The organism is Polaromonas hydrogenivorans, assembly GCF_040105105.1.
GTDB classification, from domain to species: domain Bacteria; phylum Pseudomonadota; class Gammaproteobacteria; order Burkholderiales; family Burkholderiaceae_C; genus Polaromonas; species Polaromonas hydrogenivorans.
The window spans coordinates 1,444,126-1,458,765 of record NZ_CP157675.1 but is presented as its reverse complement, the minus strand read 5'-3'; the positions used below and the strand labels follow the sequence as shown (position 1 = coordinate 1,458,765).

Annotated in this window: 13 protein-coding genes; all 13 read left to right on the top strand. The window is 57.9% G+C overall.

Features of this window, described 5'->3' with window-relative positions:
* The first annotated feature begins 41 nt into the window (after nt 1–41).
* The gene (gene gyrA / locus ABLV49_RS06820; RefSeq protein ID WP_349280873.1) at nt 42–2,711 is read left to right on the top strand and encodes a DNA gyrase subunit A; all 2,670 of its coding nucleotides are present in this window, start codon (nt 42–44) and stop codon (nt 2,709–2,711) included.
* Nucleotides 2,708–3,280: a DUF2059 domain-containing protein gene (locus ABLV49_RS06815; RefSeq protein ID WP_349280872.1), complete on the top strand. Its 573-nt coding sequence runs from the start codon at nt 2,708–2,710 to the stop codon at nt 3,278–3,280. Before gyrA ends, ABLV49_RS06815 begins: the two co-directional genes overlap by 4 nt.
* Nucleotides 3,277–4,383, top strand: a complete 1,107-nt coding sequence (serC, locus tag ABLV49_RS06810; RefSeq protein ID WP_349280871.1) for a 3-phosphoserine/phosphohydroxythreonine transaminase — start codon at nt 3,277–3,279, stop codon at nt 4,381–4,383. Before ABLV49_RS06815 ends, serC begins: the two co-directional genes overlap by 4 nt.
* Nucleotide 4,384: 1 nt before the next feature.
* On the top strand, nt 4,385–5,467 hold the full coding sequence (gene pheA / locus ABLV49_RS06805) for a prephenate dehydratase (protein ID WP_349280870.1): 1,083 nt from the start codon (nt 4,385–4,387) through the stop codon (nt 5,465–5,467).
* A gap of 62 nt (nt 5,468–5,529) precedes the next feature.
* Entirely contained in the window at nt 5,530–6,408 is an 879-nt protein-coding gene (locus ABLV49_RS06800) for a prephenate dehydrogenase (RefSeq protein ID WP_349280869.1), read from the top strand.
* 11 nt (nt 6,409–6,419) lie between these two features.
* The gene (locus ABLV49_RS06795; protein ID WP_349280868.1) at nt 6,420–8,423 is read left to right on the top strand and encodes a bifunctional 3-phosphoshikimate 1-carboxyvinyltransferase/cytidylate kinase; all 2,004 of its coding nucleotides are present in this window, start codon (nt 6,420–6,422) and stop codon (nt 8,421–8,423) included.
* A gap of 167 nt (nt 8,424–8,590) precedes the next feature.
* Nucleotides 8,591–10,276: a 30S ribosomal protein S1 gene (rpsA, locus tag ABLV49_RS06790; protein WP_011802175.1), complete on the top strand. Its 1,686-nt coding sequence runs from the start codon at nt 8,591–8,593 to the stop codon at nt 10,274–10,276.
* Between the two features lie 75 nt (nt 10,277–10,351).
* On the top strand, nt 10,352–10,666 hold the full coding sequence (locus ABLV49_RS06785; RefSeq protein WP_011802176.1) for an integration host factor subunit beta: 315 nt from the start codon (nt 10,352–10,354) through the stop codon (nt 10,664–10,666).
* A 61-nt stretch (nt 10,667–10,727) separates the two neighbouring features.
* Nucleotides 10,728–11,012, top strand: a complete 285-nt coding sequence (locus ABLV49_RS06780) for a LapA family protein (RefSeq protein WP_349280867.1) — start codon at nt 10,728–10,730, stop codon at nt 11,010–11,012.
* A complete protein-coding gene (gene lapB, locus ABLV49_RS06775) occupies nt 11,002–12,147 on the top strand; it encodes a lipopolysaccharide assembly protein LapB (RefSeq protein ID WP_349280866.1) in 1,146 nt (381 codons plus the stop codon). Before ABLV49_RS06780 ends, lapB begins: the two co-directional genes overlap by 11 nt.
* Nucleotides 12,148–12,166: 19 nt before the next feature.
* Nucleotides 12,167–13,120 (top strand): D-glycero-beta-D-manno-heptose-7-phosphate kinase, encoded by a 954-nt coding sequence (gene rfaE1, locus ABLV49_RS06770; RefSeq protein WP_349280865.1) that lies wholly within the window; start codon nt 12,167–12,169, stop codon nt 13,118–13,120.
* A gap of 33 nt (nt 13,121–13,153) precedes the next feature.
* The gene (gene rfaD / locus ABLV49_RS06765) at nt 13,154–14,161 is read left to right on the top strand and encodes an ADP-glyceromanno-heptose 6-epimerase (protein ID WP_349280864.1); all 1,008 of its coding nucleotides are present in this window, start codon (nt 13,154–13,156) and stop codon (nt 14,159–14,161) included.
* Between the two features lie 53 nt (nt 14,162–14,214).
* Complete coding sequence (locus ABLV49_RS06760) at nt 14,215–14,574, top strand: ComEA family DNA-binding protein (RefSeq protein WP_349280863.1); 360 nt, start codon at nt 14,215–14,217, stop codon at nt 14,572–14,574.
* Nucleotides 14,575–14,640 lie beyond the last annotated feature (66 nt).

The window sequence follows — 14,640 nt, the reverse complement described above, 5'->3', positions numbered from 1 at the left end:
CACTTTCTCCCATATCTTGATACTCCCAAACCAGGCCGTTCATGACCCAGTTCGCAAAAGAAACCCTGCCCATCAGTCTTGAAGAGGAGATGCGAAGAAGCTACCTCGACTATGCGATGAGCGTTATTGTGGGGCGGGCGCTTCCCGACGCACGTGACGGACTCAAACCCGTGCACCGGCGTGTGCTCTTCGCCATGCACGAGTTGAACAACGACTGGAACCGGCCTTACAAGAAATCTGCCCGTATTGTGGGCGATGTGATCGGCAAATACCATCCTCACGGAGACCAATCGGTCTATGACACCATCGTTCGCATGGCCCAGGATTTCTCGCTACGTCACTTGCTGGTGGACGGCCAGGGAAACTTCGGCTCAGTTGACGGCGACAGCGCTGCGGCAATGCGCTACACGGAAATACGCCTTTCGAAGATCGCGCATGAGTTGCTGGCTGATCTGGACAAGGAGACCGTCGACTTCGGCCCCAACTACGATGGCAGCGAACAGGAGCCGCTGGTCATGCCGACCCGCCTGCCCAACTTGCTGGTCAATGGCTCAGGCGGCATTGCCGTAGGCATGGCTACCAACATTCCGCCGCACAACCTGAATGAAGTGGTGGATGCATGCATGCATCTGCTGAAAAATCCGGATGCTTCCATCGATGAACTGATGGAAATCATTCCAGCCCCGGACTTCCCTACTGGCGGCATTATTTATGGCATCAACGGCGTCAAGGATGGTTACCGTACCGGGCGCGGCAGGGTGGTGATGCGTGCCAAGTGCCACTTTGAAGACATCGACAAGGGCCAACGCCAGTCCATCATCGTTGATGAACTTCCCTACCAGGTCAATAAAAAAACGCTCCAGGAGCGCATGGCCGAGCTGGTGCACGAAAAGAAAATCGAGGGCATCAGCCACATTCAAGATGAGAGCGACAAATCCGGGATGCGTCTGGTTATCGACCTCAAGCGCGGTGAAGTGCCCGAGGTGGTGCTGAACAATCTGTACAAGCAGACACAGCTGCAGGATACCTTCGGCATCAACATGGTCGCGCTGATCAATGGCCAGCCCAAGCTGTGCAACCTGAAGGATCTGATTCAGGTGTTTATCTCGCACCGCCGCGAAGTGGTGACACGCCGCACGGTGTTCACGCTGCGCAAGGCACGCGAACGCGGCCATGTTCTGGAAGGCCTGGCCGTCGCACTGGCCAATATTGACGAGTTCATTGCCATCATTCGCAATGCGCCGACGCCTCCCGTCGCAAAGGCCGAGTTGATGACACGCGCATGGGACAGCAGCCTGGTGCGCGAAATGCTCACCCGCGCACACGCCGATGGCGGCGTGGTCAATGCCGATGATTACCGTCCCGATGGACTTGAGAAATCATTTGGCATGGGCAGCGACGGCCTTTACCGCCTGTCGGAAACCCAGACCCAGGAAATTCTGCAGATGCGCCTGCAGCGCCTGACCGGCCTGGAACAGGACAAAATCGTTGCGGAATACAAGGAAGTCATGGCCGAGATTGATGACCTGCTCGACATTCTGGCCAGACCAGAGCGGGTTTCCACCATCATTGGGCAAGAGCTGGCAGCCATCAAGCTGGAATTCGGCCAGACCAAGCTGGGCGCTCGGCGCAGCCATATTGAGCACAGTTCGTTTGACCTGAGTACAGAAGACCTGATCACCCCGACCGACATGGTGGTCACGCTGTCGCACACGGGCTATATCAAGAGCCAGCCGCTTTCGGAATACCGCGCGCAAAAACGCGGTGGTCGTGGAAAACAGGCCACGGCCACCAAAGAGGACGACTGGGTTGACCAGTTGTTCATTGCCAATACCCATGACTACATCCTCTGCTTTTCAGACCGGGGCCGGCTCTACTGGCTCAAGGTATGGGAAGTGCCCGCGGGCTCACGCGGCTCGCGTGGCCGGCCGATTGTCAACATGTTCCCGCTGCAGGAAGGTGAAAAAATCACTGTGGTTCTGGCACTGACGGGTGAAAAACGCAGCTTCCCGGCTGACCAGTATGTTTTCATGGCCACGTCCATGGGTACCGTCAAGAAAACACCTCTGGACGATTTCAACAATCCCCGCAAGGGCGGCATTATTGCCGTGGCACTGGATGAGGGAGACTACCTGATCGGCGCCGCGCTCACCGATGGAAAGCACGACGTGATGCTGTTCAGCGATGGCGGCAAGGCGGTTCGTTTTGATGAAAATGATGTGCGCCCCATGGGCCGCAATGCGCGAGGCGTGCGCGGCATGAACCTGGAAGAAGGCCAGGGCGTGATCGCCATGCTGGTAGCGGAAGACGGTGAACAAAGCGTGCTGACTGCCACCCAAATGGGTTTTGGCAAGCGCACGTCCATCAGTGAATACACTCGACATGGCCGCGGCACCAAGGGCATGATTGCCATTCAACAAAGTGAACGTAACGGCAAGGTCGTTGCAGCGACACTGGTTCATGCTGACGATGAAATCATGCTGATCACTGACAGGGGTGTACTGGTTCGCACGCGCGTCAGCGAAATCCGCGAAATGGGCCGCGCCACCCAAGGCGTTACGCTCATAGCTTTGGATGAAGGTTCACAGTTGAGCGGCCTCCAGCGAATCGTCGAGAACGATGCCACGCTGGACGATACAGAAACAAATGTCGATACCGATACTGGAAACGACGCAGGCAACGATGCCGACAAACCGGAAACCAATTCATGAAAAAACTGATCACCACGCTGGCACTCGCCGGCCTTGCCTTCACTGCCACCCTGCATGCACAAACAACTGAGCCAAAAACCGAATTGGCAGCCAAAGTCGTCAAGCTTCAGCAAGGGCCTGAACTTAACCGGCTCATAGCCCAATTGGCAGACGGTGCAACACAGGAGCTGATCGCCAAATGGGGACCAAGGCTGGAAGCGAACGTGGCCAAAGCCAACCAGAAAAAAGCGTCGGAAGCACTGAATGCTGAACTCAAGAAATACGCTGACGATGCCAACCAGTTGATTGGAAAACAGGTCAGCAAGGTCAGCACCGATGTCCTGGTGCCAGCTTACGCCGAGCGTTTTACGCTGGAAGAACTGCAGCAAATTGCAGCATTTTTTGAATCGCCTGCCATCAAGAAATACCAGGCCAGTTCACCTGAACTTGGCAATATGTTCGTCCAAAAACTGATTGAAGCCTCGCGCGCCGATGTGCTCGCCCGGGCCAAGCAGTTTGATGATGCAGCGCTGAAGATTGTGGGCGCGCCTGCAACGGCACCCAAAGCCAGCCAGCCCGCCAAGAAATGATCCGGCCTTTCAATTTTTCAGCCGGCCCTGCGAATTTGCCCGAAGAGGTTTTGCGGCAGGCAGCCGCCGAAATGCTGGACTGGCATGGCAGCGGCATGAGCGTCATGGAGATGAGCCACCGGGGCAAGGAATTCATCTCGATTTACGAGCACGCCGAAGCTGACTTCCGTGAACTGATGGCAATCCCTGAGCACTTCAAAATCCTGTTCATGCAAGGCGGCGGACTGGCGGAAAACGCCATTGTCCCGCTGAATATTTCGCGCGGCGGCTCGGCTGATTTTGTAGTAACCGGAAGCTGGAGCGACAAGTCGCAAAAAGAAGCACGCAAATACTGCGATGTCCAGATTGCCGCCACCAATGAAAGCAGCGCTCATACCAGCCTGCCGCCGCCGGCCACCTGGCAACTGCGGCGTGATGCCAGCTATGTGCATGTCTGCACCAACGAAACCATTCACGGCGTCGAGTTCCAGGAATTGCCCGACCTGAAAGCATTGGGCAGCGACGCACCGCTGGTCATCGACTTCTCGTCACATGTTGCATCCCGGCCCGTTGACTGGTCCAAAGTGGGTCTGGCTTTTGGCGGCGCGCAGAAAAACCTCGGTCCCGCTGGCGTGACACTGGTGGTGGTTCGGGAAGATTTGCTAGGCCATGCATTGGCTGTCTGCCCAAGCGCTTTCAATTACAAAACAGTGGCGGACAACGACTCAATGTACAACACGCCGCCGACTTACGCCATTTATATAGCCGGCCTGACTTTCCAGTGGCTCAAACGCCAAAAGGAAGGCGAAGCGACCGGCATTGCCGCCATGGAAAAACACAACCTGGCCAAGGCGGAGCTGCTTTATGACGCCATCGACCATTCCGGCCTGTACATCAACAAGGTCAGCAAGGACTGCCGTTCCCGCATGAACGTACCGTTTCTGCTGCGCGATGAATCGCGCAACGAGGACTTCCTGGCTGGTGCCAAGGCGCGCGGACTGTTGCAGCTCAAGGGACACAAATCCGTCGGTGGCATGCGCGCCAGTATCTACAACGCCATGCCGCTCGCGGGCGTTGAAGCACTGGTGAGTTACCTGCAAGAATTCGAACAAAAACACGCCTGACATGACTGCCACCCTCGATGATTTGCGCGTCCAGATTGACGCGCTGGACAAGGAACTGCTGACCCTCCTGAACCGACGCGCATTGGTCGCAGAACAGGTCGGAGAAGTCAAAAAACGCGAAGGCACGCCTTTTTTCCGACCCGACCGGGTTGCCCAGGTGATTGAAAAGATCCAGCAGGCCAACATGGGGCCGCTTAAAAACGAACATGTGGCTGCCGTCTGGCGTGAGATCATGTCGGCGTGCCTGGCGCTTGAGTCACCAGTCCGGGTGGCATACCTCGGCCCTGCCGGAACCTTCAGCGAGCAAGCCGCCCTGCAGTTTTTTGGCAACAGCATTGAGCATGTCTCCTGCGTCAGCATTGATGAGGTGTTTCGCGCCACCGCAGCCGGCAGTGCGGGTTATGGGGTGGTGCCGGTTGAAAATTCCACCGAAGGCGTGGTGTCGCGCTCCCTGGACCTGCTGCTGAACTCTCCGCTGCACATCGTGGGAGAAATCAGTTTGATGGTGCGCCACAACCTGCTGCGGCTGACGGATTCCCTTGAAAACATCGAGATCGTTTATGCCCATCCCCAGGCGCTGGCGCAGTGCCATGGCTGGCTGACAACTCACCTGCCGCATGTCGAACGCCGCGCCGCCTCCAGCAATGCGGAAGGCGCGCGCCTGGCATCGACCAATCCGGCCTGGGCGGGCATCGCCAGCGACCGCGCGGCAACCCAGTTCGCCTTGCACACCGTAGCGCACGCCATTCAGGACGATGCATTCAACCGCACACGTTTTGCAGTGGTTTGCCTGCCGCAAACGCTCCCTGCCCCGCCCGCCTCGGGCAAGGACTGCACCAGCCTGGTGGTTTCGGTTCCCAACCGCCCGGGTGCCGTGCATGACATCCTGGTGCCGCTGAAAACCCATGGTGTTTCCATGACCCGCTTTGAATCGCGTCCGGCCCGCTCGGGCCAGTGGGAATACTATTTTTATATCGATCTGCAAGGCCATCCATCTCAAGATCATGTGAAAGCCGCCCTGGCTGATCTGCAGCAGCTTTGCGCGTTTTATAAAGTTCTCGGCACCTACCCGATCGGCGACTGATGCGGGATTCACGGCGAGACAGAGTGAACTCAAAACAACTACAACAAATTCAGGTGCCGGTCATGTTCGAGCAATTAGGCCTCATCGGCTGCGGTTTGATGGGCAGTTCCTTTGCACTGGCGCTCAAACGTGCCGGTCTGGTCAAGCGAGTGGTCGGCTACAGCAAATCTCCCTCCACCACGGAACGCGCCCGCCAGATGGGGGTGATCGATGTGGAAGCACCATCTGCCCTTCTGGCGGTCTCGGGCGCTGACATCGTGCTGCTGGCCATTCCGGTGTCGGCGACGGAAGCCACTTTCAAGGCCATCCGCCATCTCGTCGGACCCGACACGCTGGTCATGGACGTGGGCTCGACCAAGCGCGATGTCGTGGACGCTGCGTGTCGTGTCCTGCGCGACCACATGGGTTCTTTTGTGCCCTGCCACCCGATTACCGGCAAGGAGGTTTCAGGTGTCGAACATGCCGACGTGGACCTCTACGCAGGCAAGCAGGTCATCCTCACGCCCATTGAGCGCACGTTCACCGTCCAGTTGCAAAAGGCGACCGATGTCTGGACCGCCATGGGTTGTCATGTGGTCAAGATGTCGCCGCAGGCGCATGATGCGGCGTATGCGGCCGTCAGCCACCTGCCCCACCTGATCGCTTTTGCCATGATCAATGGCATCAAGTCCCAGACGCATGGTAAAGACTACATGGCACTGGCAGGACCGGGCTTTCGCGACTTCACCCGCATTGCAGCCAGCGATCCGCAAATGTGGCGCGACATCCTGCTGGCCAACCGCGAAGAGTTGCTGGCGCAGTCCAAAATTTTCCAGCAATCCCTGCAATCCCTTGAACAGCTAATTTCAGGCGGCAACGGCGATGCACTCGAATCCCAGATCAGGCAGGCCAGTGAAACGCGCGCCAACTGGCGCGTTTCCTCGCACAAAGCCCACAAGTAAAGCACCCTCTCATGTACGACATCGAGTATCTGGACATTCCGCCGCTGACACAGGCGGGAGGCACGGTTTACCTGCCTGGCTCCAAAAGCATTTCCAACCGCGTCCTGCTGCTGGCCGCATTGAGCCATGGTCAAACCACGGTCCATGATTTGCTGGCCTCTGACGACACGGCAGTCATGCTGACCGCGCTGGAACAACTGGGTTGCACGGTAGTGCAAAGCGGCAATACCGCCGTCATCGGCGGACTGGGCGGCCAGCTCGTCCAGCGCAAGGCCGCGCTGTTCATGGGCAACGCCGGCACAGCCATGCGCCCCCTGACGGCTGCGCTGGCGCTGCTCGGTGGCGAGTTTGAACTGTCGGGCGTGCCGCGCATGCACGAACGCCCGATTGGCGATCTGGTCGATGCACTTCGGCAATTGGGTTGCGCCATCGACTACCTCGGCAATGAGGGCTTTCCTCCATTACGGCTGCGTCCGGGTGTCTTGAAGCTGGACGATGCGATTCGCGTCCGTGGCGACGTTTCCAGCCAGTTCCTCACGGCCCTGCTGATGGCACTGCCGCTGGTGGCGCAACAAGCGATTCGCATTGAAGTCGTTGGCGAGTTGATTTCCCGGCCTTATATCGAGATCACGCTGAACCTGCTCAAGCGTTTTGGCATCCAGGTCGAGCGCGACGGCTGGCAACGCTTCACGATTCCTGCCGGCAGCCAATACCAGTCACCGGGCGAAATCCATGTTGAAGCCGACGCCTCATCTGCTAGCTATTTCATAGCACTTGGTGCAATAGCAGCATGCGCAAAAGGCATAAATGATATAAAAATCATGGGGGTGGGCGCGGATTCCATCCAGGGCGACATCCGCTTCATCGAAGCCGCCCGCATGATGGGGGCCAAAATTGACAGCACGCCCAACTCGCTGCAGATCTCGCGCGGTGCCTGGCCCCTCAAGGCGATCGACCTGGACTGCAACCACATTCCCGACGCCGCCATGACGCTGGCCGTGATGGCACTCTACGCTGACGGCACCACCGTGCTGCGCAACATCGCCAGCTGGCGCGTCAAGGAAACCGACCGCATTGCCGCCATGGCCTGCGAACTGCAAAAGCTGGGGGCCACGGTGGAAGAAGGTGCGGATTACCTGAAAATTACGCCCCCTGCTCAGGCAGGCGCATGGAAACCCGCAGTCATTCACACCTACGACGATCACCGCATCGCCATGTGTTTTTCGCTGGCAGCCTTCAATCCGGCCGAATTGCCGGTCCGCATTCTGGATCCCAAGTGCGTTGCCAAGACCTTCCCGGATTATTTCGAAGCCCTGTTTTCGGTGGCCCAAGCGCAAACCGACCAGATCCCCGTGATTTGCGTGGATGGCCCGACCGCCTCCGGCAAGGGAACGCTGGCAGCGCTGACCGCGCATCGCCTGGGCTACCACTACCTGGACTCAGGCGTCCTGTACCGCTTGAGCGCTTTTGTCGCTTTGCGCGCCGGCCTGTCGCTGGACGATGGCGAAGCAGTCGCCCAGATTGCACGCAGCTTGCCGGTCCGGTTCAAGGGCGACCGGATTTTCCTCGCCACAGAAGAAGCCGAGGAAGACGTTTCTGAAGCCATTCGTACCGAAATCGCCGGCATGGCCGCCTCCCGGGTTTCGGCCCATCCACAAGTCCGCAATGCCCTGCTGGACCTGCAGCGCAGCTTTCGGCAGCTGCCAGGCCTTGTTGCTGACGGCAGGGACATGGGCACCGTCGTATTTCCCGACGCAGCGCTCAAAATTTACCTTACCGCCAGCGCCCTGCATCGCGCCGAACGCCGGCACAAGCAGTTGATTTCAAAGGGAAATACGACTACAATCGCCGCCATTCAACAGGCTTTGGAAGCGCGCGACCAGCGAGACATGTCTCGCAAAGCCGCCCCGTTAAAACCTGCTGAAGACGCTAAGTTACTGGACAACTCCGACCTGACGATTGAAGAATCGCTGGATCAGGTGATCGACTGGTGGCAAGGCACCCGGCCCTTCTGACCTCCGACGCTGACCCCTTTCATGGGGCGCAAGGTCAGCAGGAACATTTGTTTAACCTGCGGTCTTACCCGTCGTTTGACCGCGAAACCTCACCAAACCGCCGCAAGCAGCCCTAAAAACAATAGCAATTTCGCTATTGGAAACCTGTTGTGTGGATTAGGAAATTCATGTCTGAATCTTTTGCCGACCTGTTTAACGAATCACTTGAACGCTCTGAAATGCGCTCCGGTGAAGTCATCACCGCTGAAGTAGTGCGCATCGATCACAACCATGTGGTTGTGAACGCCGGCCTCAAGTCCGAGGCTTACATTCCTCTTGAAGAATTCAAGAACGACCAGGGCGAAGTTGAAGTCCAGGTCGGCGATTTTGTCTCCGTCGCCATCGACTCCGTCGAAAACGGCTACGGCGACACCCTGCTGAGCCGCGACAAGGCCAAGCGCCTGGCATCGTGGATGAGCCTGGAAAAAGCCCTGGAATCCGGCGAATTCGTCACCGGCCAGACCAGCGGCAAGGTCAAGGGCGGCCTGACCGTTCTGGTCAACGGCATCCGTGCCTTCCTGCCCGGCTCGCTCATCGACACCCGCCCCATCAAGGACTTGTCTCCGTACGAGAACAAGACCATGGAATTCAAGGTCATCAAGCTCGACCGCAAGCGCAACAACGTCGTGCTGTCACGCCGCGCCGTGGTCGAAGCCAGCATGGGCGAAGAACGCGCCAAGCTGATGGAAACCCTGAAGGAAGGCTCCGCCGTCAAGGGCATCGTCAAGAACATCACCGAATACGGTGCATTCGTCGATCTGGGCGGCATTGACGGCCTGCTGCACATCACCGACATGGCATGGCGCCGCGTGCGTCACCCAAGCGAAGTGGTGACGGCTGGCCAGGAAATCGTGGCCAAGATCCTGAAGTTCGACACCGAGAAAAACCGCGTGTCCCTGGGTCTGAAGCAGATGGGCGACGACCCATGGATGGGCGTGAACCGCCGCTATCCACAAAGCACCCGCCTGTTCGGCAAGATCACCAACATTGCCGACTACGGCGCGTTCGTGGAACTCGAACCCGGCATCGAAGGCCTGGTCCATGTGTCCGAAATGGACTGGACGAACAAGAACGTGGCGCCTAGCAAGCTCGTGGCCCTGGGCGACGAAGTCGAAGTCATGGTTCTGGAAATCGACGAAGACAAGCGCCGCATCAGCCTGGGCATGAAGCAGTGCAAGGCCAACCCATGGCAGGAATTTGCCGTGGAAACCAAGCGCGGCGACCGCGTCAAGGGTCCGATCAAGTCGATCACCGACTTCGGCGTGTTTGTGGGCCTGGCTGCCGGCATCGACGGCCTGGTGCATCTGTCTGACCTGTCGTGGAACGAGCCCGGCGAAGCCGCAGTTCGCAACTACAAAAAGGGCCAGGAAGTCGAAGCGATTGTGCTGGCCGTCGATGTGGACCGCGAGCGTATCTCCCTGGGCATCAAGCAGCTTGATTCCGATCCGTTCACCACGTTCGTGTCGATCAACGACAAGGGCGCGATTGTGACCGGCAAGGTCAAGACGGTCGATGCCAAGGGCGCCGAAATCGATCTGGGCGAAGACATCATTGGCTACCTGCGTGCCAGCGAAATCAGCCGTGACCGCGTTGAAGATGCGCGCAATGTGCTGAAAGAAGGCGACGAAGTGTCGGCTGTCGTGGTGAACGTGGATCGCAAGACCCGCAACATCCAGTTGTCCGTCAAGGCCAAGGACAATGCTGACCAGCAAGAAGCCATGGCTTCCCTCAGCCAGCAGTCCTCGCGTGAAAGCGCCGGCCTGACCAGCCTGGGTGCCCTGCTGCGCGCCAAGCTGGACAACAGCGACAAGTAAGTCCTTGCGGGACAGATCACATGACGCGGCCATTGCGCCGCCCATGTCATCTGCCCCCCAACCGGATAATTCTGGATGACCCGAAGCGATTTAGTTGAAGAGTTGGCTGCCCGATTCAGCCAGTTGACACACCGCGATGCCGAACATGCCGTCAAGACGCTTCTTGATGCCATGAGCGACACGCTGGTGCGTGGCAACCGGATCGAAATCAGGGGCTTTGGCAGCTTCTCCATCAACCGGCGGCCGCCCCGCATGGGACGCAATCCCCGGTCCGGGGAAAGCGTGGCCATTCCTGAAAAGCGGGTGCCTCATTTCAAGCCGGGCAAGGCATTGCGGGAAGCCGTTGATGCCCGAACCGGCGAATTGCTGAAGGTCACATATTCCGGATAAGGTCTTCAGGTTTCCCTTGGTGGGCTGGCTACAATCGTCTGACCACTCACGGGGATCACCAGTGAAATACCTGATGTGGCTGCTCAAGGCAGCCATTTTTTTTACGCTTTTTGCTTTTGCGCTGAATAACCAGCAAACGGTCGCAGTGCATTTCTTTTTCGGCACATTATGGCAAGCACCGTTGGTGCTGGTGGTGCTGGTCGCCTTCGCTTGCGGGCTCTCACTGGGTATTCTTGTCATGATGCCGCGCTGGTGGAAAAAGCCCAAGGCTACCCTCCCCCCTGGTTCCGGGAGTTCACCAGACGGAGCCGACAACCATCGCATCCCGTTTCAACATGGAATTTGACTTCACCTGGGTTTTGCTCGGGTTTCCTCTCGCCTTTACGCTCGGCTGGCTGGCCTCCCGACTGGATTTGCGGCAACTGCGAATTGAAAATCGCCAGGCACCCAAGGCCTATTTCAAGGGCCTGAACTTCCTTCTCAACGAGCAGCAGGACCAGGCCATTGACGCGTTCATCGAAGCCGTCCAGAACGACCCCGACACCTCAGAACTGCACTTTGCCCTGGGCAACCTGTTTCGCCGCCGTGGTGAATACGAACGTGCCGTGCGGGTGCATGAGCATTTGATGTCGCGCGGCGATTTGACCCAGCACGAACGCGAGCGTGCCCAGCATGCGCTGGCGCTCGATTTTCTGAAAGCCGGTTTGCTCGACCGCGCCGAAGCAGCCCTGCGAAAACTCGAAGATACGCCGTTTGAAGAAGAAGCCCGGCTTGCACTGCTGTCGATTTACGAACGCTCCCGCGACTGGGCCAATGCCACCGAAATTGCCGCCCGTCTGGACAGTTCAAGCCACGGCAGTTTCAGCACCCGGCAGGCCCATTACCTGTGCGAGCAGGCCATTGCTTCTGTGGCTACAGGCGATACCGAAAAGGCACTGGACACCCTGGCGCAAGCCGTTGCCATGGCGCCCGCTTCAGCCAGGCCGCTGATTGATCTGGCCAAGTTGCAAAATCAATTGGGGCAGTCGCATGAGGCCTTGCAGACCCTGCTCAAACTGACCGCTGCCGCCTCCCAGGCCTTGCCGTTGGCGGCCGGCCTGCTGGCCAACATTGCGCAGAGCAGTGGTGAACAGCAAGCCACGCTGGCGCTACTGAAGGCCAGCTACGCCCAAACGCCTTCGATTGACCTCATTGAAGCCATCGTCAAACTTGAAAAAGAACCGGAAACCGCACGCCAGTGGTATGTACGGCATCTGGAGCGCGAGGTTTCGCTGGTGGCTGCCAGTAAATGGATTGCGGGCGAGAAACTTGAAGATGAACACCATCATGCCCTGGTTCAACGAGCGATGGACCAGGCCACCAAGCCGTTGATGCGTTACCGCTGCGCCGCTTGCGGCTTTGAAGCCACGCAGCATTTCTGGCATTGCCCTGGCTGCCAGGCCTGGGACAGCTACCCCATGCGTCGTATTGAAGAACTGTAATCCAGCCGCCCCTCAGAACATGAACTTGAACTTGAACTTGACAATAACTCCTCAAAAAATTGCTTCAGCCCGCGTTCTGGTGGTTGGAGATGCCATGCTGGACCGTTATTGGTACGGCGCGGTGGACCGCATTTCGCCCGAGGCCCCAGTTCCCGTCGTGCGCGTGACGCGTACCGAAGAGCGTATTGGCGCAGCGGCCAACGTGGCCTACAACATCGTGACGCTCGGCGCGCAAGCTTCATTGCTAAGCGTGGTGGGCGAGGACGAAGCCAGCCATACGCTGGAGAATCTGGTTGCAAAAACCGGCATCACGCCCTATTTTGGCCGCGATGCAAAGCTTAAAACCACCGTCAAGCTGCGGGTGATCGGGCGCCAGCAGCAACTGCTGCGGCTGGATTTTGAAAACACGCCTGAACATGAAGTGCTGGCCTCCCAATCCGCGACCTTTGAAAAGCTGTATCCGCAGCATGATGCGGTGCTGTTTTCAGACTACGGCAAGGGCGGGCTGGCGCACATCGTGACCATGATTGCCCAGGCACGCGCTGCCGGCAAAGTGGTCCTGGTTGATCCCAAAGGTTCGGACTTTGCACGCTACAAAAACGCCAGCGTCATCACGCCCAATCGGGCAGAGCTTGAACAGGTGATTGGCCTCTGGAGCAATGAAGCCGAACTGCGCACCAAAACCCATCATCTGCGAGCCGCGCTCAACCTGCAGGCCGTGCTGGTGACGCGCAGCGAAGAAGGCATGACGCTGTTCGATGCACAGGGAGAACTGCATGTACCCACGGTGGCCAGGGAGGTGTTTGACGTCACCGGTGCGGGCGATACCGTGATTGCCACACTGGCCACGATGGCCGCGGCTGGCATGAGTCTGCGTGATGCCGTACCGATTGCCAACCGTGCGGCCGGCATTGTCGTCGGCAAGTTTGGTACGGCCACCGTCAATTACAGCGAACTCTTCGCATTCTCCTGAGATACGCAGCGTACTGAAACCCGAGGAATTTTCATGAAAATCGTAGTCACCGGCGCTGCCGGCTTCATCGGCAGCAACCTGGTCAAGGGACTCAATGCCCGTGGCATTGACGACATCATTGCCGTCGATGACCTGACCCAAGGCGACAAATTCCGCAACCTGGCCGACTTGAGAATCGCCGACTACATGGATGCGGGCGACTTTTACGACCGGTTTGCCGATGGCGCTTTCGGGCATGTCGAAGCGGTGTTCCATGAAGGGGCCTGCAGCGACACCATGGAACTGGACGGCAAATACATGATGACCAACAACTACACGCTGTCGTGCGATCTGTTTCGTGCCTGCCAGAACCAGAACACCCGCCTGCTCTATGCCTCGTCAGCCGCCACTTACGGTGGCTCGGATACCTTTAGCGAATCCCCCGAATTCGAAAAGCCGTTGAATGTTTACGGCTACTCCAAGCTTCTGTTTGACCAGCACATGCGGCGCGAACTCGGCATGCGGTTTGAAAATGCACAAACGCAAGTTGCCGGCTTTCGGTACTTCAATGTTTATGGTCCGCGCGAGCAGCACAAGGGCCGCATGGCCAGTGTGGCCTTTCACCAGTTCAACCAGTTTCAGGCCGATGGCAAGGTCAAGCTGTTTGGCGACTATGGCGGCTACGGTCCGGGCGGACAAATGCGCGACTTTGTCTTTATCGACGACGTGGTGGCAGTGAACCTCTGGTTTTTTGACAACCCTGAAAAATCCGGTATTTTCAACCTGGGAACGGGTCGTGCGCAACCCTTCAACGACGTCGCCATTGCCGTCGTCAACACCTTGCGCCAGAGCCAGAACGCAGCTCCGTTGAGTCTTGAAGACGCCGTACGTGGAGGCATGATTGATTACATCGGTTTTCCCGAAGCACTGGTTGGCAAGTACCAAAGCTACACCCAGGCAGATTTGGGCGCCCTGCGCGCAGCAGGCTGCCAGCACGCTTTTGCCGACGTGCAATCGGGTGTGACGGCCTATATGCAGTGGCTGAGCATCGCCACAAACTGAACGCCTGCAGGCGTTATCAACGCTTCACTCAATTTATTTTCAGGAAATTTTCCATGCTCAAAAAATTACTGGCGTTTCTCGCTGCCATGTCACTGAGCGCAGCCTTTGCCGTAGTGGACATCAACAAGGCCAGCGAAGCTGATCTGGATGGCATCAAGGGTGTCGGTCCGGCCACCAGCCGGTTGATTGTTACCGAGCGCAAAAAATCAGAGTTTAAAAACTGGGCTGACTTCATCGCTCGCGTCAAGGGTGTCGGCGAAAAAAATGCTGCCAAATTCTCCACCGAAGGCATGACCGTGGGCGGTGTGCCATACCAGGCCGCCACCAAAATCGATGCGAAGACAAGCAAAAAGGAAGAGAAGGCCATGACCATCAAGCCTGCGGCCAGTACAGCCAGTGCGGCGAAAAATTAAACTGAATCGACCATAAAAAAACCCGCTCGCAAGCGGGTTTTTCACGTGGGAAGCTGATGCGCCCAA